The organism is Tsukamurella sp. PLM1, from assembly GCF_023168325.1.
Lineage (GTDB): Bacteria > Actinomycetota > Actinomycetes > Mycobacteriales > Mycobacteriaceae > Tsukamurella.
On sequence record NZ_AP025688.1, the window covers coordinates 1,795,425 to 1,813,828 of the forward strand.

An 18,404-nucleotide genomic window follows, 5' to 3' on the forward strand; every position below is an offset into this window, starting at 1 on the left:
CCCGGGTGGACAATGGAGACCATGAACGCCGACAGTGAGAACCCACGGAGCGCCGAAGAGCTCGACGACCTGCGCACCGAGGTGGAATCGGCCGAGCGCAAGCTCGCCCGCGAGTTCCAGGTGGGACCGCGGATCCTGGTGGCCGCGGTCGCCGTCGTCGTCCTCATCGGCTCGCTGGCGCTGCCGCACACCGGTTCGGTGACGGGGATCGAGATCCTGCTCGGCGACGAGCACGTCGAGGCGAGTTCGCTGGTGATCGTCTCGAAGGTGTTCGTCTGGCTCGAGGTCCTGTTCGGCGTGTTCGCCTCGGGTGCCGCGCTGCTCACCCGGCGCTGGGCGCTGTCGGTGGTGGCCGGCGCCGGCAGCGGCGTCGCGGTCGTCTTCGGCCTTCTCTCGGTGTGGTCGCGCCAGACGACCGGCGTGCACGGCGAACCGCCCAGCGGCGCGGGGATCGGGCTGTACCTGGGCTGGCTCGCGATGACGGTGCTCGCCGTCGTCTGGATCAAGACGATCTGGGCGCGTACCTCGTACCAGCTCGCCGCGGAACAACAGCGCCGCGACGCGGCCCAGCAGTGGGACGAGTTCGCCCGCACCAACCGCATCGGTCAGCAGCCGCCGCGCCCGCAGCGACCCACCGACGGGGTCTGATCAGGTCGGGCCCGACCCGGAGCGTCAGCGGTTCTCGACGGCCCCTTCGGCCGCGTCGGCCCACTCGCGCCACTGCTGCGCCTGCTCGCGCAGCCGGACGGCGTCCTTCGCCTTGCCGGCCTTCTCCGCCTTCTCGGCCTGCTCCTCGAACTGCGCGACGCGGTCACGGAACTGCGCGGCGCGGGCGGCGGCCTCGGGATCGGTGCGGCGCCACTGGGTGTCGTCCGCGGCCTTGATCTTCTTCTCGAGCGCGCGGATCCCGGCCTCGAGCGAACCCATCTGCTCGCGCGGGACCTTGCCGATGGCCTCCCACTTGTCCTGCAGCTCACGCAGCGCGGACTTCTGCGCGCCGAGGTTCGACGCCGACTCGATCCGCGGCGTGTACTCGTCGAGCAAGGCCTGCTTGGCGCGGCCGTTCTCGGCGAACTCCGCGTCCCGCTCGTTCGCGGCGGCGTTGCGGGCCGCGAAGAACTCGTCCTGGATGCCCTTGAACCGCGCCCACAGCGCGTCGTCGGTGTCGCGGGGCGCCCGGCCGGCGGCCTTCCACTTGGCGAGCAGGTCGCGGAACTTCGCGGACGTCTCGCCCCACGTCGTGTCGTTCTTGAGCTTCTCGGCCTCGGCGATCAGCTCCTCCTTGCGGGCCTTCGCGCCCGCGCGCTCGCGGTCGAGCTCGGCGAAGTGCGCGCCGCGCCGCTTGTTGAACGCGTCGCGCGCCTTGGAGTAGCGCTTCCACAGCGCGTCGTCGGTCTTGCGGTCGACGCCCTTGATGGTCTTCCACTCGTCCAGCAGGGCCCGCATGCGGTCGCCCGCCGTCTTCCACTGGGTGGCCTCGGCAGCGATCTGCTCGGCCTCGGCGGCGAGCGCCTCCTTGCGCGCGATGCCCTCCGCGCGATGGCGTTCCCGGTCCGCCTGCGACGTGACGATCGCGGTGTCGGCGCCCGTGAGCAGCGCGCCCACGCGGGACGCCAGCGCGTCCAGATCGCCCACGACGGCGGCGGTGGGCAGCGAATCGGCCACCTGCTGCGCCGCGGCGCGGACCTTCTTGGGGTCGCCGGTGCCACTGGCGAGGCGTTCCTCGAGCACCTCCACCTCGGTCGAGAGCTCGTCGTACTTGCGGCCGTAGTGAGCGAGGCCCTCCGCGGATGCGCCGGCCTGCCACGATCCGACCGCCCGCTCTCCCGCGGAGGTGATCACATAGACGGTGCCGTCCTCGTCGACCCGGCCGTGCTTGGCGGGGTCCGACGCCGGGCGGGTGCGCGGCGCGGCCGCGGCGGGAGCGTGGGGCCGCGGCCCGCCCGGGCGGGGGCCCGGGTGCGGCTTGGGGCCGGGGCGCGCGCCCGGCGTGGGCTTCGGAGCGGCGGGCTCGATCGGAGCGTTGTCGGCGATCGGGTCGTTCTCGGCCACGGGGTTCCCCTTCGTCTGCGCCGCGCGTCACGGCTGCCGTTCGTCATGGGCCCGTGTCCGTCCGGGCCCTGAACCACCATTGAAGCACTCTGCGGGCGCCTCGGCGCGATCGATTAGCGTTCTTCGTGTGCACAGACCACGTCCCGCCGTCGTGATCCCCGGCGCCCCCCTGCTCGTTCCGGAGCTGGTGGGCAGCCCCGGCGACCCCGACGCGGACCGGGTGCGCGCCGCGGTTCTGCAGGCCGGACGGTGGCTCGGCGCGCGGGCGCACACGTGGCGCGTCGTCGCCGCCGGCCCGCTGACCGGTTCCGACGGTGCGCCGCCGCTCGCGTCCGGCCGGGCCGGGACCTTCGTGGGATTCGGCGCCGACGTGCTCGTGACCGCGGCGCCCGGCGGACCGTCGGGCGACAAGGGCCCGGACCCGCACTGGCCGCTCCCGCTGCTCGTCGCGTCCTGGCTGCGGGGCAGCAGCGCACCGTCCGCCTTGCTGACCGAGGACGACGACGCCGACGGCCTCGTGTTCGTCCTCGACGGCCCGGCCACGCTGACCGCGCGCGCCCCGGGCGGCCACCGTCCCGAGGACGAGGCCGTCTTCGCGGCGCAGGTCGCGGCGGTGTGCGACGGCGGTCCCGCCGACGGACTCGACGACGCCTGGCGCGCGGCGGCCGCGGCCTTCGCCGGCGGCACGGCGGAGATCCTCTACCGGGGCGCGCCGTTCGGCGTGGGCTACCTGGTGGCCGTCGGGGGATCGGCGTGACGAGCACGTCGGGCGCCTCCGGCACCGTTCGCCCGATCGCCGTCGTCGGGCCGACCGCGACCGGTAAGTCCGATCTGGCCCTGGACCTCGCGGAGCGCCTCGGCGGTGAGGTCGTCAACATCGACGCGATGCAGATGTACCGCGGCATGGACATCGGCACGGCGAAGCTGCCCGTGGCCGAGCGCCGCGGGATCGCGCACCATCAGCTGGACGTGCTCGACGTGACCGAGACCGCGACCGTCGCCGCCTATCAGGAGCGCGCCCGCGCCGACGTCGACGCTCTACTCGCCGCGGGCCGCACGCCCGTGATCGTGGGCGGCTCGATGATGTACTACCAGGCCCTGCTCGACGAGTGGAGCTTCCCGGCGACCGATCCCGGCGTGCGGCGACGTTTCGAGGACCGGCTCGCCGAGGTCGGACCACTGGCCCTGCACGGCGAGCTCGCCGCACTCGACCCCGCCGCCGGGGCGAAGATCCTCCCCACCGACGGCCGGCGGATCGTCCGCGCGCTCGAGGTGGTGACGCTCACGGGCGAGCCCTTCGCGGCGTCGGCCCCGGAGATCGGGCCCGCCCGCTGGGACGCCGCGATCGTCGCCGTGGACCGCGACACCGAGGCGCTGGACGCCCGGATCGCGCAGCGCACCCGGCGGATGTTCGAGGAGGGCCTCGTCGACGAGGTGCGCGCACTCGAGGAAGGCGGCCTGCGCGACGGCGTCACCGCCTCCCGCGCGATCGGGTACGCGCAGGTCCTGGCCGCGTTCGACGGCGAGTACGACCTCGATCACGCCCGCGAGCTCACCTTCGTCGGCACGCGCCGGTACGTGCGGCGCCAGCGGTCCTGGTTCCGGCGCGACCCGCGCGTCGTCTGGCTCGACGGTGCCGCCCCGGGCCTCCTGGACGCCGCCCTCGCCGCGCACGCCGCCCCGGCGTGGCGGCCGCCGCGGACCGTAGACTGACCGGCATGACCGTCCCAGTCCCCGCGATCGACTTCCTCAAGGGCCACGGCACGGAGAACGACTTCGTGATCCTGCCGGACCCCGGGGTCGACATCGACCTCACCGAGGGCCTCGTGGCCGCGCTCTGCGACCGCCGCGCCGGCATCGGGGCCGACGGGGTGCTCCGCGTCGCCCGCGCGGGCGACCTGCTGGACGCGGGGGTGCTCGGCGCCGTGCCTGCGGGTGTGGGGCGCGACGACTGGTTCATGGACTACCGCAACTCCGACGGCTCGATCGCCGAGATGTGCGGCAACGGTGTGCGCGTGTTCGCGCATTTCCTCGCGGCGAACGCGCTGGTCGCGGGCGACGAGTTCACCGTCGGCTCGCGCGCCGGCGCCAAGCCCGTGCGCGTGCACCGCGCCGATCCCGAGTCGGCCGAGGTGTCGGTATCGATGGGGGTGGCGCGCGTCTTCGGGGAGTCGTCCGCCGGAGTCGGCGGCCGGGACCTGGCGGGGATCGCCGTCGACGTGGGCAACCCGCACATCGCCTGCGTCGTGCCCGGCCTCACCGCCGCGGATCTCAACGCCCTGGACGTGGCGAGCGCTCCCACCTTCGACCACGGCCTGTTCCCGCACGGCACGAACGTCGAGGTGCTCACGCCGCTCGCCGACGGCGCGGTCCACATGCGCGTGCACGAGCGCGGATCGGGGGAGACGCGGTCGTGCGGGACGGGCACCGTCGCCGCCGCGGTCGCGGCCCTGCGCGCAGCCGGTAGTGAGACCGGCGAGGTGGTCGTTCACGTCCCGGGCGGGTCGGTCACCGTCACGGTCTCGCCCGACGGTGCCGTGCTCCGCGGTCCGAGCCGGATCGTCGCCTCGGGCACGGTGCGCCCGAGCGCGCTGCACGACTGATCCGCGGCGCGAGAAAACCCGCGTGACCTCCCGTGTCGGATCGTGACACACTGGAGGCATATGACAGACATGGAAACCTGGGCGCCGGCCCCGACCGTCGGCGAACTCCAGCTGCAGGAGCGTTCGTCGCTCCGTCGCGTCGTCGGCCTCTCGACCGAGCTCGACGACGTCACCGAGGTCGAGTACCGCCAACTGCGCCTCGAGCAGGTCGTGCTCGTGGGCGTCTGGACCAGTGGGTCCGCCGCGGAGGCCGACTCCTCGCTCGCCGAGCTCAAGGCCCTGGCCGAGACCGCGGGCTCCGTGGTCCTCGAGGGCGTGATCCAGCGCCGCGACCGGCCCGACCCGGCCACGTACATCGGCTCCGGCAAGGCGCACGAGCTGCGCGAGGTCGTGCTCGCCACCGGCGCCGACACGGTGATCTGCGACGGCGAGCTCACGCCCGCGCAGTTGAACGCCCTGGAGAAGGTGGTGAAGGTGAAGGTCATCGACCGGACCGCCCTGATCCTCGACATCTTCGCCCAGCACGCCAGCTCGCGCGAGGGCAAGGCGCAGGTCAGCCTCGCGCAGATGGAGTACATGCTGCCGCGGCTGCGCGGCTGGGGCGAGGCGCTGTCCCGACAGGCGGGCGGTCGCGCCGGCAGCAACGGCGGGGTGGGCCTGCGCGGTCCCGGTGAGACGAAGATCGAGACCGACCGGCGCCGCATCCGCGAGCGGATGGCGAAGCTGCGGCGTGAGATCAAGGGGATGAAGCAGGCGCGCGACACCAAGCGCGGCGCGCGCCGCCGCTCGGGCGTGCCCGCCGTGGCGATCGCCGGATACACCAACGCGGGCAAATCGAGCCTGCTCAACGCGATCACCGGCGCGGGTGTGCTGGTACAGAACGCGCTCTTCGCGACCCTCGACCCGACCACCCGCCACGGCACCCTCACCGACGGCCGCGACGTGGTCCTCACCGATACCGTCGGCTTCGTGCGTCACCTGCCGACGCAGCTCGTCGAGGCGTTCCGTTCCACGTTGGAGGAGGTCGTGGACGCCGACCTGCTGGTGCACGTCGTGGACGGCAGCGATCCGATGCCGCAGCGCCAGATCGACGCGGTGCGCCAGGTGCTGCGCGACGTCGCCGGTGAGCGCGAGGCCGCGCTGCCCCGCGAGTTGCTGGTGGTCAACAAGACCGACGCCGCGGATCCGCTCGTGCTGGCCCAGTTGCGGGTCGCGCTTCCCGACGCGGTGTTCGTGTCGGCGCACACCGGCGAGGGCGTCGGCGAGCTGCTGGGACGCATGACCGAGCTGATCACCGCGGGCGACGTCGAGGTCGCGGCGCTGCTGCCCTACGAGCGGGGCGACCTGCTCGCCCGGATCCACGCCGAGGGTACGGTCGTCACGGCCGAGCACGAGGCCGACGGTACGCGGATCGTCGCCCGGGTCCCCGGCGCGCTGGCGGGGGCGCTCGCTCCGTTCTCGGCGCGATGACCCGCACACCGCCGTCCGCCACCGCGCGCGCCGCGGGTGCGCTCGCCGTCGGTGTCGTGACGGCCTTCGCGGTGGGCGCCTTCGCCGGCTTCGGCCTCGGCGCACTTCTGGGGATCGGTGTCGCGGCACTGGTCTTCGTGGTGGTCGGGTGGCTGTTCCTGTGGCCGCTCGACGCCGCGTCCACCAGAGCGACGGTGCGCCGGGAGAACTTCCGTCCCCGGGGTACGGAACTCGTGGTGGGCGTCATCGCGGTGAGCGGGCTGGTCGCGATCCTCATCCTGCTGCTGGCCGGCCACACGGACGCGAAGAACGTCGCGGCGGGCGGGGCACTGCTCGCGGCGTTCGCGGTATGGGCTTCGCTGCACCTAACGTACGCCACCCAGTACGCCGCGCTGTACTACGGCGACGAGGGTGACGAGCCCGGTGGTATCGACTGGGGGAGTGACGAACCGCCCGCGTACCGGGACTTCTTCTACTTCAGTTACAACCTGGGCATGACGTATCAGGTGTCCGACAACTCGGTCTCCACCTCGGAGATCCGGGCCGTGGTGCTGCGGCATTGCCTGCTGTCGTACGCGTTCGGCACCGTCATCCTCGCGACCGCCATCAACCTGGTCGTCGGCATCGTCGCGGACTAACGCCGCTCACCGGGACGCGGAGTCCAGCAACAACTCCACGAGCGCGGTCGCCTTGTCGGGCCGGGGCGGTGTGCCGATGATCATGTCCGACCACAGGAACGACTCGGCGAGCCGGACGATCGCGTAGGCGAGATCCTCGCGGGAGACGCCGCGGGCCCCGTCGGGACCGGGGATCGAGAGGTCCGTGAGCCGGGCTCGCACCCAGTCGATCAGCCGGGACTGCACCACGCTGCCGCTGGATTGGAGTACGCGCATCGCGAATTCCGGCTCGTCGGAGGCGAATCGGGCGAGCGGCGGGTACTCGCGGACCTCGTGCGCGAGGCGCGAGAACGAGCGGAGGAACGCGGCGCGGTCGATGTCGGGCTCGGCCGACTCGACGCGCTCGATCGCCTGGGCGATACCCAGCCAGATCGCCTCGCCGACCACCTGCTCGCGGCCGTCGAACCAGCGGTAGAGCGTCGCGCGGCCGACCCCGCAGGCGTTCGCGAGGCGGCCCAGGTCGACCCGCCGACCCACCCGGAACCATTCCGCCGCCTGGGCGATCACCGCGGAAGGGTTGGCAGATCGCTCCGGTTGAGACATACTTCTATTGTGTCTCGCTAGGGCGAGGGTGTCAACGAGGGGAGATCCGGATGGATCTGGCGTTCACAGCGGAGGAAGAGGCCTTCCGCGACGAGGTGCGGGCGTTCTTGGACGAGCACCTGACCGACGACCTGCGGGCCGCAGGCGACCTCGCGACCAGCGTGTACTCGGACCACGAGGCGAGCCTTCAGTGGCAGGCGATCCTGCACGAGCGCGGCTGGGCGGCACCCGCCTGGCCGGTCGAGCACGGCGGCTGCGACTGGACGGTGGCGCAGCACTACATCTTCGCGCGGGAGTCCGTGCTCGCCGGGGCACCGTTCCTCTCGCCCATGGGGATTCGGATGGTGGCGCACGCGATCATCAGGTTCGGCACGGACGACCAGAAGACGTTCTTCCTGCCGCGGATCCTCGACGCGTCGGTGTTCTTCTGCCAGGGGTACTCCGAACCGGAATCGGGATCGGACCTCGCCTCGCTGTCGATGCGCGCCGAGTCCGACGGCCACGATCTGGTCCTCACCGGATCCAAGATCTGGACCACGCACGCGCGCGAGGCGAACTGGATGTTTGCTCTGGTCCGCACGTCGAAAGGGGAGCGCAAGCAGCAGGGCATCACGTTCCTGCTCCTCGATATGACGGTGCCGGGCATCGAGATCCAGCCGCTCGTCATGGCCTCCGGGGAGGAGGTGCAGAACGTGGTCTTCTTCGACCGGGTGCGGGTGCCGAAGGCGAACGTGCTCGGGAAGATCGACGAGGGCTGGACCGTCGCGAAGTACCTGCTCGAGTTCGAGCGCGGCGGCGGCGCCGCGGCTCCTGGCTGCAGGTCTCGCTCGACCGGCTCGCGGCGCAGGCCGGGGTGTCCCCGGCCGTGGCGGCGGGCCCTTGCCGAGGACGACGACTTCCGAAGGGGACTCGCCGAGCTGCGCGCCCGCGTGGACGTGCTGGAGGTACTCGAACACCGCTCCCTCGCCGTGCTGGCGGCGGGCGGCAATCCGGGGCCTGCGGCATCGATGCTCAAGATCCTGGGAACCGAGCTGAGCCAGGCGATCACGGAGTTCATTCACAAGTCCGCGGGCCCGCGGGGCCGGGTGTATCAGCCGCACGTGACCCGGCCCGGAGGCCCGGTGGTCGAGTACCTGCCGCCGCCCGGCGGCGCACACAGCGGCGAGTTGTGGCAGGCGGTGGCACCGCTGCGCTACTTCAACGACCGCGCGGGATCGATCTACGCGGGCTCCAACGAGATTCAACGGAACATCCTGGCGAAAGCGGCATTGGGGCTGTAAATGGACTTCTCACTCACCGACGAACAGACGATGCTGCGCGACTCCGTTCGCGCCTACCTCGCCGGGCGGTACCCGCTGACCGAATCCCGTTCTGCAGCACGCTCGGCGGAGCGCTGGCAGCCCGCCGTCTGGGAGGCGTTCGCGGTCGAACTGGGGATCCTCGCCGCGGTCCTGCCCGAGTCCGTGGGCGGGCTCGGCGGCGGCGCCGAGGAGACGATGGTGATCGCCGAGGAACTCGGCGGCGCGCTCGTGGTGGAGCCGTTCATCGGCACCACCGTGGTCGGCGGCGGGTTGCTCGCCCGGGCCGGCGGCGCTGCGGCGGAAGCGGTGTGCGCTGCGGTCACGGAGGGCGGCGCGCGGATCGCGCTGGCGCACATCGAGCCCGATTCCGGGCGGGAGCCGTGGGACGTGCAGGCGCGGGCGGTGCGCGACGGCGCCGACTACGTGCTGTCCGGGGCGAAGACGGTCGTCGCCGACCTGCCGCTCGCGACCCATCTGATCGTCGTGGCGCGCACGTCCGGCGAGCGGCTCAACCGGGACGGGTTGTCGCTGTTCCTCCTCGAATTCGATCCGCAGGTGCCGCCGCCGGGAGCGACCGCCCGCTACTTCCGCACGATCGACGACCATCACGCCGGCGACCTCGACCTCGTCGGCGTGCGGGTGCCCGCCGCCGCGCTCGTCGGGCCCGAGGGCGGGGCCTGGGAGCTCCTCGAACGTTCCCTCGACGACGGTGCCGCCGCCGTCTGCAGCGAGGCCGTCGGCATCATGCGGCGGGTCGTCACCGACACCGTCGAATACGCGAAGCAGCGCAAGCAGTTCGGCGTGCCCATCGGCTCGTTCCAGGTGCTGCAGCACCGCATGGTGGACATGGCGCTGGAGCTGGAACAGGCCGTCGCGGCCGCGCACCTGGCGGCGCTGAACCTGGACGCCGAGCCCGCCGCGCGGCGCCGGGCCGTCTCGGCGGCGAAGATCACCATCGCCCGCGCGGCCCGATTCATCGGCCAGAACGCGGTGCAGCTGCACGGCGGGATGGGGCTCACCGAGGAGCTCGCGATCGGGCACTGCTTCAAGCGACTCACCGCGATCGAGACCGAGTTCGGGTCCGCCACCGATCACCTGCACCGGTACGCGGAGGCGACCGCGACCTGACGCAGGGTGCCGCAGCGGGGGTTGCTCGTTTCAGGGGCGAGCGGTGATATCCGGCGCGCGGAGGAAGTCGTCGATCAGTGCAGCGCACCCGGCGGCATCGTCGAACCACGGGGCGTGGCCGCCGCGGACCGACTCGAACCGGGCACGCGGAATCGCCGCGACACTCGGCCGGGCGTCCTCCGCACGGAGGAACACGTCCTGCTCTCCCCAGAGGAAGAGAACCGGACACGCGATCCGGGCGAGCTCGGCGCCGGTCAGGACGTTCTCGGAGCGAGGGACGCGCCCGCGCAGCAGGCGCCGCAGCAGAGCGCGATACGACCGCGCCTGTCCGGGCAGGCGCAGCGGAAGCCGGTGGAGGTCGATCATGTCGTCGGTCATCGCGTCGACCGCTCGACGGCCGAGCGCTTCGGTGAGTGCGTCGCGTGCGAGCGACGCGGGTGACGGCAACCGCATGGCGCACTGCACGGCGCGCCCGCGGATCGGGGCCGTCATCGTCGCCATCGCAGCGGTGCCACGCAGGCCCGCGATCGCCGTGGCGGGCGCGCCGACGATCGTCGCCGCCGACACGCGCTCAGGCCGGTCGATCGCGGCCCAGAGGGTGAACAGTCCGCCGAGGGAGTTTCCCACGAACGCCGCGCGATCCAGGTACAACGCATCCAGGAGGCTCGTGACGACGTCGCCGGCCTGCGTTCGGACGGGGCGTCCCCGCCACGAGTAGGGCCGCGACAGGCCGTGGCCCGGCAGGTCGACGAGGATGTGCCGATACCCGGGAAGCCGCGCGACGAGCGGTGCGAACCCGGCGCCGGGGCCGAGATCCCGTTCAGGTGGAGCAGCGGCGGGCCGGTGCCCGTCTCGAGCACCCGAACGACCGTCGACGGCTCGGCCAGTGCGATCGCTCGCTCTGTCATCGGAAGGTCGAGGTTCTCGAACACCCGGCGTTCGGCGTCGCGGATGCGCCGTTCGATCGGCTCGCCGCTCCACAGTGCCATAGCGCTACCGGCCGGGTTCGGCGTCGGTCCGGGCGGTGTCGTCCGTCAGCCGGGGATCCTCCGCGACCGATTCGATCGTCCTCCCCGGCGTGTAGAACATTTCGATCACATCGTGCACCAGGGTATGACGGTGCCAGTGGCCCTTCGGAACCACGGCGAACTGGCCCGCGGTGAGCGGCACCAGGGTGCTGTCGTGCGCGGTGAGGATCTCGACGGTGACGCTGCCGGCGAGCACCATCAGGAGCTCGTCGGTGTCGGGGTGGAGTTCCCAGTCGGACGTGTCGAGCCGGTCGCCCCGATACACGCAGAACTCACCGTCGTTGAACGAGGTGAGGACGCGGAAGTCGAAGGGGGGGGGCGTGCGAGTGCTGTCGGATCGTGTGCGTGCATACGATGATTCTGAGCAGTGGAGCGTGCACGATCTTGGACGAATGTTCCGCCTCGGCTACGGGTGCGCGAGCAGGTCGACGGCCCAGTCGGACCGAGTGGCCAGGGTGGTCGGCGTGGTTCCGGCGAACCACCGCACGTCGCGGTGCAGGTGCGACTGGTCGGAGTACCCGCATGCGGCTGCGACCAGCGCCGGGGCCTGGCCCGTGATCAGCTGCGCCGCAGCGTGATCGAATCGGATCAAGCGCGCGGCGTACTTGGGCGAGAGACCGATCTGATCGTGGAAGCGGGACCACAAGCGCTTCCGGCTCCACCCGATCTCGTCCGCCAACGATTCGATCCGCACCCTTCCCCGGTGCGCCGAGATCCGGTTCCACACCCATGTCACTTCGTCGTCAGTCCGGTGGTGGTCCTGGTCGATCCGCCGCGCGACCAGGTGCAGGGCCATTCTGAAACGCTCGTCCCATGAGCGGGCATCCGACATCCGCTCTCGGACGTCGTCGACGGTGCGCGGGCCGAGCACATCCCCGGCTGAGGACACCCCGGCCAGCTCGCGCACGGGGACGCCGAGTGCCGCGCGTGCGACCGCCGGGGACAGGCGGAGTTCCACACAGCCGATGCCGGCGCCGCGGATTCGCGCACCGCTCGGCGCAAGGCCACCGACGACGCCGCCCCGGTGCTCGCGCCCGTCGGTGTCGTGTACGGCGACGTCTCGCTCACCGAAGCCCAGGACGATCGTGACCGCGGGGCGGGGAAGTACGGGGATGTCGGTGTGACCGACTACCCGCCGGTCGCGAAACCCGGCGATGCTCACGCCGGTGGGCATCCGCATGCGCGACGGTTGCGCGATCTCCCATCGGTCGTCGGCCCATCCGTTCGACTCGATTGGCACCACACCATGCTAAGCCGATCCGGGCGCGCTGCGTCGGAATCGTTGTGCCGGGGAGGTCAGATCCGTCGCATCACGGTGACCACCTTGCCGAGGATCACCGCGTCGTTGCCGTGGATGGGATCGAACGCGGGGTTGTGCGGCATGAGCCAGACGTCCTTGCCGGTGCGGCGGAAGGTCTTCACGGTGGCCTCGCCGTCCAGCATGGCCGCCACGATGTCGCCGTTCTCGGCGACCGACTGCTGACGGACCACCACCCAGTCCCCGTCGCAGATGGCGGCGTCGGTCATCGACTCGCCGATCACCTTGAGCAGGAACAGTGAGCCCTCGCCCACGAGTTCGCGGGGGAGCGGGAAGATCTCCTCGACCGCTTCCTCCGCGAGGATGGGGCCACCCGCGGCGATCCGGCCGAGAACCGGGACGAACGCCGGCTCGGGCATCCGGTCCTCGTCCTCCATCACCTTCTGGATGACCTGTGCGGTGCGCTCCTCGGCGCCCTCGACGTTGACCGCGCGCGGACGGTTCGGGTCGCGATGCAGGAACCCGAGACGCTCGAGCGTGCGCAGCTGGTGCGCCACCGACGACGTGGACGTGAGCCCCACCTCGTCGCCGATCTCGCGGATGCTGGGCGGATAACCGCGGTCGCGCACGGACCGGCGGATGACCTCGAGGACCTGCTTCTGGCGACGCGTGAGGTGATCTTCGGAGACGTTGCCCTGTGCGTCGCGGAAGCGCTTGTCCCGGTGCTGGACCTGTCGTTCTTCTGCCATGTGTCGCTCCTCACGCCCGTCTGGTTCTACGCCCACTGTAGTCCAGTTCGCACACCGTGACAAACATCTGTTCGAGAATTTCGCCCGCGTGTCTTCCGCGCGTCGCCGGGGTGTGGTAGAAATCGAACAGAAGTTCTCTCGAACGCTTGCACGCATTCATGTGTGACTGGTGGGGCAGGATTGAAAACTTGTCAGTCCACTCCGATAGACCTGTGAGTGAGCGAGAACGAACCGCTACCGACGCTAGGAGAGATCATGACCGCGATCATGGATCGGGAAGTCATCGCCGCAGGACAGCGCGCTGAAGCAGGCGCTGCTGCCGGCCGCCGCCGCACCGCCGCAGGGCAGGATCGGAGAGTGGCGACGCGGGCGCGCGGGCTGTCGCCGCGGCTCGCGGGGGCGCGCGCCGCGGCGGAGGCCGAGGGTTCGATCACCCCGTCGAACACCTCCTGGGAGGGTGTTGTTCGAACAGAGGGTGGAGCGGTCCGAGTCACCGGCGCCCGCGGGGCGGCGCGGCGCACCGTCGAACGTCCGCGCGTGCGTCCGGCTACCCGCCCCGCGGCCCGGGGGATCTCCAGGCAGGGCGGGTGCGCGCGCCGCACGCCGGGGCCGTCGGCGCTACTGTGCCTCGCGCTCGCAGTGGGTGCGTTCCTGGGCGTCGTCCTGCTGTTCGGCGGCGCGCGGTCCGAGCCGGCGCCGTCGGTGTCCGCCCGTCCGGCGCTCACGTCGATCGTGACGGTCCGCGCGGGCAGGACCTCGAGCAGATCGCCGCGGAGATCGCGCCCGGGCGCGAGGCCGCGTCCGTGGTCGCGGCGATCTCGGAGATCAACGGCCTGCGGGACGGCCGCGTCCGCGCCGGACAGACGCTGATCACGCCGCGGTACTGACGGCGCGCACGAGGACGAAGGACGCAGACCATGACGATGCGAATGGTGATCGCGGATTCCCGGCAGGGCGGGCGCGTGACGCACCTCGATAACGTGGTGCGGTTCCCCCGCCGAGTATCCTCGGGAACGAGATCGCGGAGCGCGACCGTGGCAGGGGCCACGGTGTTGCAGCTGCCCCGCCGTACGGCCGAGCGCACCCGCGCGGGAGGTGAACCGATGCATTGCCCGTTCTGCAAGAACGAGGACACCCGAGTGGTCGATTCGCGTGTGTTCGACGATGGGCAGGGGATCCGCCGACGCCGGTCGTGCAACGAGTGCGGACGCCGCTTCACCACCGTCGAGAGCACCGTCCTCGCCGTCCTCAAGCGCAACGGGGTCACGGAGCCGTTCAGCCGCGAGAAGGTCATGAAGGGCGTCCGCCGCGCGTGCCAGGGGCGCGATGTGGCGGAGGACGACCTGCAGAAGCTGGCGCAGCAGGTGGAGGACGCGGTCCGCGCCTCGGGTGTCTCCGAGGTGCCCGCGAACGAGGTCGGCCTCGCCATCCTCGGCCCGCTGCGTGACCTGGACCAGGTCGCGTACCTGCGGTTCGCCTCCGTCTACCAGGGGTTCAGCTCCATCGAGGACTTCGAGGCGGCCATCCGGGAGCTGCGGGCCCGCGCCGCGGCGTCGGGCACGCCGACCGACGCGGCCTGACGCGCGTCACCCGGCGGCCCGGCGGGTCCGGAGGGTCCGGCCCGGCCGGTCCGCGGCTCACTTCAGCTCAGCTCAGCGCCGCGATCGCGGCCAGTACTTTCTTCTCGGAGATCGATCCCGCGGTACCGAGGGACTGCGCGAACAGGCTCACGCGGAGCTCCTCGATCTGCCAATTGATCCTTTCGAGCGCAGCGTCCCGGCGGTGCTCGGGCAGCGCGTCGAGCCGCGCGGTGAGCGCGGCGTAGACCCGGTCGAGGACCGCCATGCCGCGATCGTCCCGATCGGTGGCTGCGGGCAGCGCCGCCCAGCGCGCCGCGGCCGCCGCGACGTACCTCGGCAGGTGCTGCAGGTGGGTGCCCGGCGTCGCGCCCACGAAGCCGGGCAACAGCAGCGCGTCGAGTTGCTCGGCGATGTCCTCCGCCGCGTCGCGCAACGCCGGCGGGGCGGACACGAGTGCGCCCCGCAGGTCCGTCGCCGTCGCGATGGCGGAGGCGGCCCACGCCAAGTACTGCTGCTGGGTCTCGCCGAGTTCCGTGCGCACCGTCGCGGTGAGTGCGGCGAACTCGTCCGGGGTCCACGCGAGCGCAGCCCGGGCCCGCTGATCGGCGATGGCGCGTCGCCGGCAGTCTGCGAGCAGGTCCATCGGTGTCGGGTAGGGACTCTGCGACAGCGCCAGCCGCTCGCGCTGCCCGAGCGACTGCAGCAGCGACTTGTGCACAGCCGGAAGCGCGTTCGACAGCAGGACGTCCAGTCCGGCAGCCATGAGCCGGGCCTGCTCCGCCTCGTCGGCCACCACCCGCACGCCGGCCCGCACACCGTCGGGGTCGGGATGGAGGGTCCCGAACCCGGTCACTCGGCTGCCCCGCACTTCTGTGTCGACGCGGCGGGGTACGTCCCCGAGGGTCTGCGCAGTCCACTCTGCCGCGGGCGCGCGCTCGTAGGCCCCGGCCCGGTTCGACAGGTCCGCCTGTACCGCCGCGCCCAGGCGGCGCTTGAGCGCGTCCAGGTCCTTGCCGGATGCGAGCTCGCGGCCGTCGTCGCCGATCACGACGAACGTCACCCGGAGGTGATCGGGGAGCGACGCGGGGGAGAAGTCGCCCGGCCGGATGACGGTGCCCGACAGTTGCGTGAGCTCGCGCGCGAGACCCTCGGTCAGCGGCTCCGACCGGGGAGTCAGGCGCGCCAGTGCCGCGGCGGCGAAGTCCGGCGCGGGCACCACCTCGCGGCGCAGCTGCTTGGGCAGCGACTTGATCAGGCCCGCCGCCAGCTCGTCCCGCATCGCCGGGACGAGCCACTCGAAGCCGTCCGCGCGCACCGTCGCCAGGTCCTTGACCGGGATCCGGGCCGTGACGCCGTCGTCGGCCGCACCCGGCTCGAACCGGTACTTCAGCGGCACCTCGATGCGGCCCTGCAGCCAGGACGTGGGGTACGCGTCGGCGGTGACGTCGGCGGCACCGTCGGCGAGCACGTCCTCGGTGGTGAAGTCGAGCAGCTCGGGCTGCGTCCGCGACGTCTTCTTCCACCACGAGTCGAAGTGGCGGGACGAGACGATCCCCTCGGGGACACGACGGTCGTAGAAGTCGAACAGGGTGTCCTCGTCGACCACGATGTCGCGGCGCCGGGCCTTGTCCTCCAGGTACTCCACGTCGTCGAGGAGTGCGCGATTGCGCGCGAAGAAGCCGTGCCGCGTACGCCATTCGCCCTGCACGAGCGCGTGCCGCAGGAAGATCTCCCGGGATACGTCGGGATCGATCCGCCCGTAGTTCACCGTGCGGTCCGCGACGAGCGGCACGCCGAACAGCGTGACGCGCTCCTTGGCCAGGACGGCCTCCCGCTTCGTGGACCAGTGCGGTTCCGAGTAGTGGCGCTTCGCGAGCGGCCCCGCGAGTTCCTCGGCCCACTCCGGCTCGATCCTCGCGACGGTCCGCGCGAACAGCCTCGAGGTCTCCACCAGCTCGCCCGCCATGACGAACCGCGGCGGCTTCTTCGCCAGCGACGACCCCGGAAACACGAGGAACCTGGCGCCCCGGGCGCCCAGGAACTCGCGCCCGTCGGGCTCGCGCAGCCCGATCTGCGACAGCAGTCCGGCCAACATCGCCCGATGGATGAGGTCGGGCGAGGGCCGGTTCCCGGCCCAGTGAGTCCAGTTTCCAGCCCAGGTCGCGACAGATCTGCCGCAATTGCCCCTGCAGGTCCTGCCATTCGCGGATGCGCACGTAGTGCAGGAACTCGCGCTGACACTCGCGCCGGAACGCGCTGGACGACAGCTCCTCCCGGCGCTCGCCGAGGTGCCGCCACAGGTTGAGGTAGGAGAGGAAGTCGGACGTCGGGTCGGTGAAGCGGGCGTGTTGCGCGTCCGCGGCCTGACGGTGCTCGGCGGGCCGTTCCCGCACGTCCTGGATCGACAGGCCGGCGACGATCACGAGCACCTCGGGCAGCACTCCGTGCTCGCGCGCCGCGACCAGCATGCGGGCCATGCGCGGGTCCACGGGCAGATCGGCGAGCTGCCGGCCGACCGGGGTCAGGCGGCGATGCCCGGGCTGGGAATCCGGCTCGAGTGCACCGAGTTCCTCGAGCAGGGCCACACCGTCGCGGACGGCCCGCTCGTCGGGCGGCTGCACGAACGGGAACGCCGCGACGTCGCCGAGTTCCAGTGCGGTCATCGACAGCACCACCGAGGCCAGGTTGGTGCGCAGGATCTCGGGATCGGTGTACACCGGACGCGCGTCGAAATCCTCCTCGGAGTACAGCCGGATCGCGATGCCGTCGGAGGTGCGGCCACAGCGGCCGGACCGCTGCTGCGCCGAGGCCTGGGAGACCGGCTCGATCGGCAGCCGCTGCACCTTGGTGCGCAGCGAGTACCGGGAGATGCGGGCCGTCCCGGTGTCGACCACGTACTTGATGCCGGGCACCGTCAGCGAGGTCTCGGCGACGTTGGTGGACAACACGATCCGGCGACCGGCATGGGGCGCGAACACTCGGTGCTGCTCGGCCGCCGACAGCCGCGCGTAGAGCGGCAGGATCTCCGTCCCCGGCTTCACCCGCGCCGCGAGTGCCTCGGCGGCGTCGCGGATCTCGCGTTCGCCGGAGAGGAACACCAGCACGTCGCCCGGCGCCTCGCGCGCCAGCTCGTCGACCGCACGGCAGATCCCCTCCACCTGGTCGATCGGCTCGTCGTCCTCATCGAGTGGGCGGTACCGGACCTCGACCGGGTAGGTGCGGCCCGAGACCTCGATGACGGGGCGGGCGTACCGTCGGGCTTCGCGAAGTGCGCCGCGAACCGTTCCGGCTCGATGGTGGCGGACGTGACGATGACCTTGAGGTCGGCCTGCGGGGCAGGATCTGCCGGAGGTAGCCGAGCAGGAAGTCGATGTTGAGGCTGCGCTCGTGCGCCTCGTCGATGATGATCGTGTCGTAGTCGCGCAGAAGGCGATCGCGGGTGAGTTCGCGCAACAGGATGCCGTCGGTCATCAGCTTGACCGACGTTCTCGGCGAGATCTTGTCGGTGAACCGCACGGCGTACCCCACGGCGTCGCCGAGCTCGGTCCTCGTCTCCTCGGCGATCCGGTCGGCCACGCTGCGCGCGGCGAGCCGGCGCGGCTGGGTGTGCCCGATCATGCCGCGCACCCCGCGACCGAGTTCGAGGCAGATCTTCGGCAACTGCGTGGTCTTGCCGGATCCCGTCTCGCCCGCCAGGATTATCACCTGGTTCTCGGCGATGGCCTTCGCGATCTCGTCGCGCCGGGCGCTGACGGGCAGGTTCTCGGGGTAGACGATGGCCGGGACCGCCGCCGCTCGTTCGGCGTACCGCTCGCGGGCCGCCGTCACATCGCGGGCGAGGCGGGGGAGGTCGGAAACCTTGGCCCGCTTGAGCTTGCCGCGCAGCCGTGTCTCGTCACGCAGGGTGACCGCGGGTGCGGCGTCCGTCCCGAGCGCGGCGTACAGGTCGCGCTTCGACGGTCCGCCGTCGCCGGAGTCTCGTGCGGTGCGCGTGTCCTGCTTCGTCATTTGCGAC

General features: G+C 71.7%; 16 protein-coding genes and 1 pseudogene. 10 read left to right on the forward strand and 7 right to left on the reverse strand.

Annotated elements, in window-relative coordinates:
- Positions 1-21: 21 nt before the first annotated feature.
- Positions 22-648 (forward strand): hypothetical protein, encoded by a 627-nt coding sequence (locus MTP03_RS09335; protein WP_248491693.1) that lies wholly within the window; start codon positions 22-24, stop codon positions 646-648.
- Between the two features lie 24 nt (positions 649-672).
- Here MTP03_RS09335 and MTP03_RS09340 read toward each other — a convergent pair whose 3' ends face one another.
- Positions 673-2,034, reverse strand: coding sequence for a DUF349 domain-containing protein (locus MTP03_RS09340; RefSeq protein ID WP_371820963.1), 1,362 nt, complete (start codon positions 2,032-2,034; stop codon positions 673-675).
- A 145-nt stretch (positions 2,035-2,179) separates the two neighbouring features.
- Between MTP03_RS09340 and MTP03_RS09345 the strand changes: the two genes are divergently transcribed.
- Genes MTP03_RS09345 through MTP03_RS09365 form a run of 5 tightly spaced genes read left to right on the forward strand, consistent with a single transcriptional unit; the run spans position 2,180 to position 6,763 of the window.
- Complete coding sequence (locus tag MTP03_RS09345) at positions 2,180-2,809, forward strand: hypothetical protein (RefSeq protein ID WP_248491696.1); 630 nt, start codon at positions 2,180-2,182, stop codon at positions 2,807-2,809.
- Positions 2,806-3,765, forward strand: coding sequence for a tRNA (adenosine(37)-N6)-dimethylallyltransferase MiaA (gene miaA, locus MTP03_RS09350; protein ID WP_371820933.1), 960 nt, complete (start codon positions 2,806-2,808; stop codon positions 3,763-3,765). The genes MTP03_RS09345 and miaA overlap by 4 nt, the downstream gene beginning before the upstream one ends.
- A gap of 26 nt (positions 3,766-3,791) precedes the next feature.
- A complete protein-coding gene (gene dapF / locus MTP03_RS09355) occupies positions 3,792-4,655 on the forward strand; it encodes a diaminopimelate epimerase (protein WP_248492110.1) in 864 nt (287 codons plus the stop codon).
- A 60-nt stretch (positions 4,656-4,715) separates the two neighbouring features.
- Positions 4,716-6,125 (forward strand): GTPase HflX, encoded by a 1,410-nt coding sequence (hflX, locus tag MTP03_RS09360; protein ID WP_248491698.1) that lies wholly within the window; start codon positions 4,716-4,718, stop codon positions 6,123-6,125.
- Positions 6,122-6,763, forward strand: a complete 642-nt coding sequence (locus MTP03_RS09365) for a DUF1345 domain-containing protein (protein WP_248491700.1) — start codon at positions 6,122-6,124, stop codon at positions 6,761-6,763. The genes hflX and MTP03_RS09365 overlap by 4 nt, the downstream gene beginning before the upstream one ends.
- A 6-nt stretch (positions 6,764-6,769) precedes the next feature.
- Here MTP03_RS09365 and MTP03_RS09370 read toward each other — a convergent pair whose 3' ends face one another.
- Positions 6,770-7,309, reverse strand: a complete 540-nt coding sequence (locus MTP03_RS09370; RefSeq protein ID WP_248491705.1) for a QsdR family transcriptional regulator — start codon at positions 7,307-7,309, stop codon at positions 6,770-6,772.
- An 86-nt stretch (positions 7,310-7,395) separates the two neighbouring features.
- On the opposite strand from MTP03_RS09370, the gene MTP03_RS09375 reads away from it, so the two are divergent.
- Both MTP03_RS09375 and MTP03_RS09380 read left to right on the forward strand, forming a co-directional pair.
- Entirely contained in the window at positions 7,396-8,625 is a 1,230-nt protein-coding gene (locus tag MTP03_RS09375; RefSeq protein ID WP_248491706.1) for an acyl-CoA dehydrogenase family protein, read from the forward strand.
- Positions 8,626-9,774 (forward strand): acyl-CoA dehydrogenase family protein, encoded by a 1,149-nt coding sequence (locus tag MTP03_RS09380; RefSeq protein ID WP_248491707.1) that lies wholly within the window; start codon positions 8,626-8,628, stop codon positions 9,772-9,774.
- A gap of 30 nt (positions 9,775-9,804) precedes the next feature.
- Here MTP03_RS09380 and MTP03_RS09385 read toward each other — a convergent pair whose 3' ends face one another.
- From MTP03_RS09385 to lexA, 4 genes are all read right to left on the reverse strand, one after another.
- Entirely contained in the window at positions 9,805-10,755 is a 951-nt protein-coding gene (locus tag MTP03_RS09385) for an alpha/beta fold hydrolase (RefSeq protein ID WP_248491708.1), read from the reverse strand.
- 12 nt (positions 10,756-10,767) lie between these two features.
- Positions 10,768-11,067, reverse strand: coding sequence for a cupin domain-containing protein (locus tag MTP03_RS09390; protein ID WP_248491709.1), 300 nt, complete (start codon positions 11,065-11,067; stop codon positions 10,768-10,770).
- A 141-nt stretch (positions 11,068-11,208) separates the two neighbouring features.
- Positions 11,209-12,042, reverse strand: coding sequence for a helix-turn-helix domain-containing protein (locus MTP03_RS09395; RefSeq protein ID WP_248491710.1), 834 nt, complete (start codon positions 12,040-12,042; stop codon positions 11,209-11,211).
- Between the two features lie 56 nt (positions 12,043-12,098).
- A complete protein-coding gene (lexA, locus tag MTP03_RS09400; RefSeq protein ID WP_248491711.1) occupies positions 12,099-12,809 on the reverse strand; it encodes a transcriptional repressor LexA in 711 nt (236 codons plus the stop codon).
- Between the two features lie 623 nt (positions 12,810-13,432).
- Here lexA and MTP03_RS09405 point away from each other — a divergent pair.
- Complete coding sequence (locus MTP03_RS09405; RefSeq protein WP_248491712.1) at positions 13,433-13,696, forward strand: hypothetical protein; 264 nt, start codon at positions 13,433-13,435, stop codon at positions 13,694-13,696.
- A 216-nt stretch (positions 13,697-13,912) separates the two neighbouring features.
- A complete protein-coding gene (gene nrdR / locus MTP03_RS09410) occupies positions 13,913-14,389 on the forward strand; it encodes a transcriptional regulator NrdR (protein WP_248491713.1) in 477 nt (158 codons plus the stop codon).
- 67 nt (positions 14,390-14,456) lie between these two features.
- Here the strand turns inward: nrdR and hrpA are convergent.
- Positions 14,457-18,397, reverse strand: a pseudogene (hrpA, locus tag MTP03_RS09415) (ATP-dependent RNA helicase HrpA).
- Between the last annotated feature and the right edge of the window lie 7 nt (positions 18,398-18,404).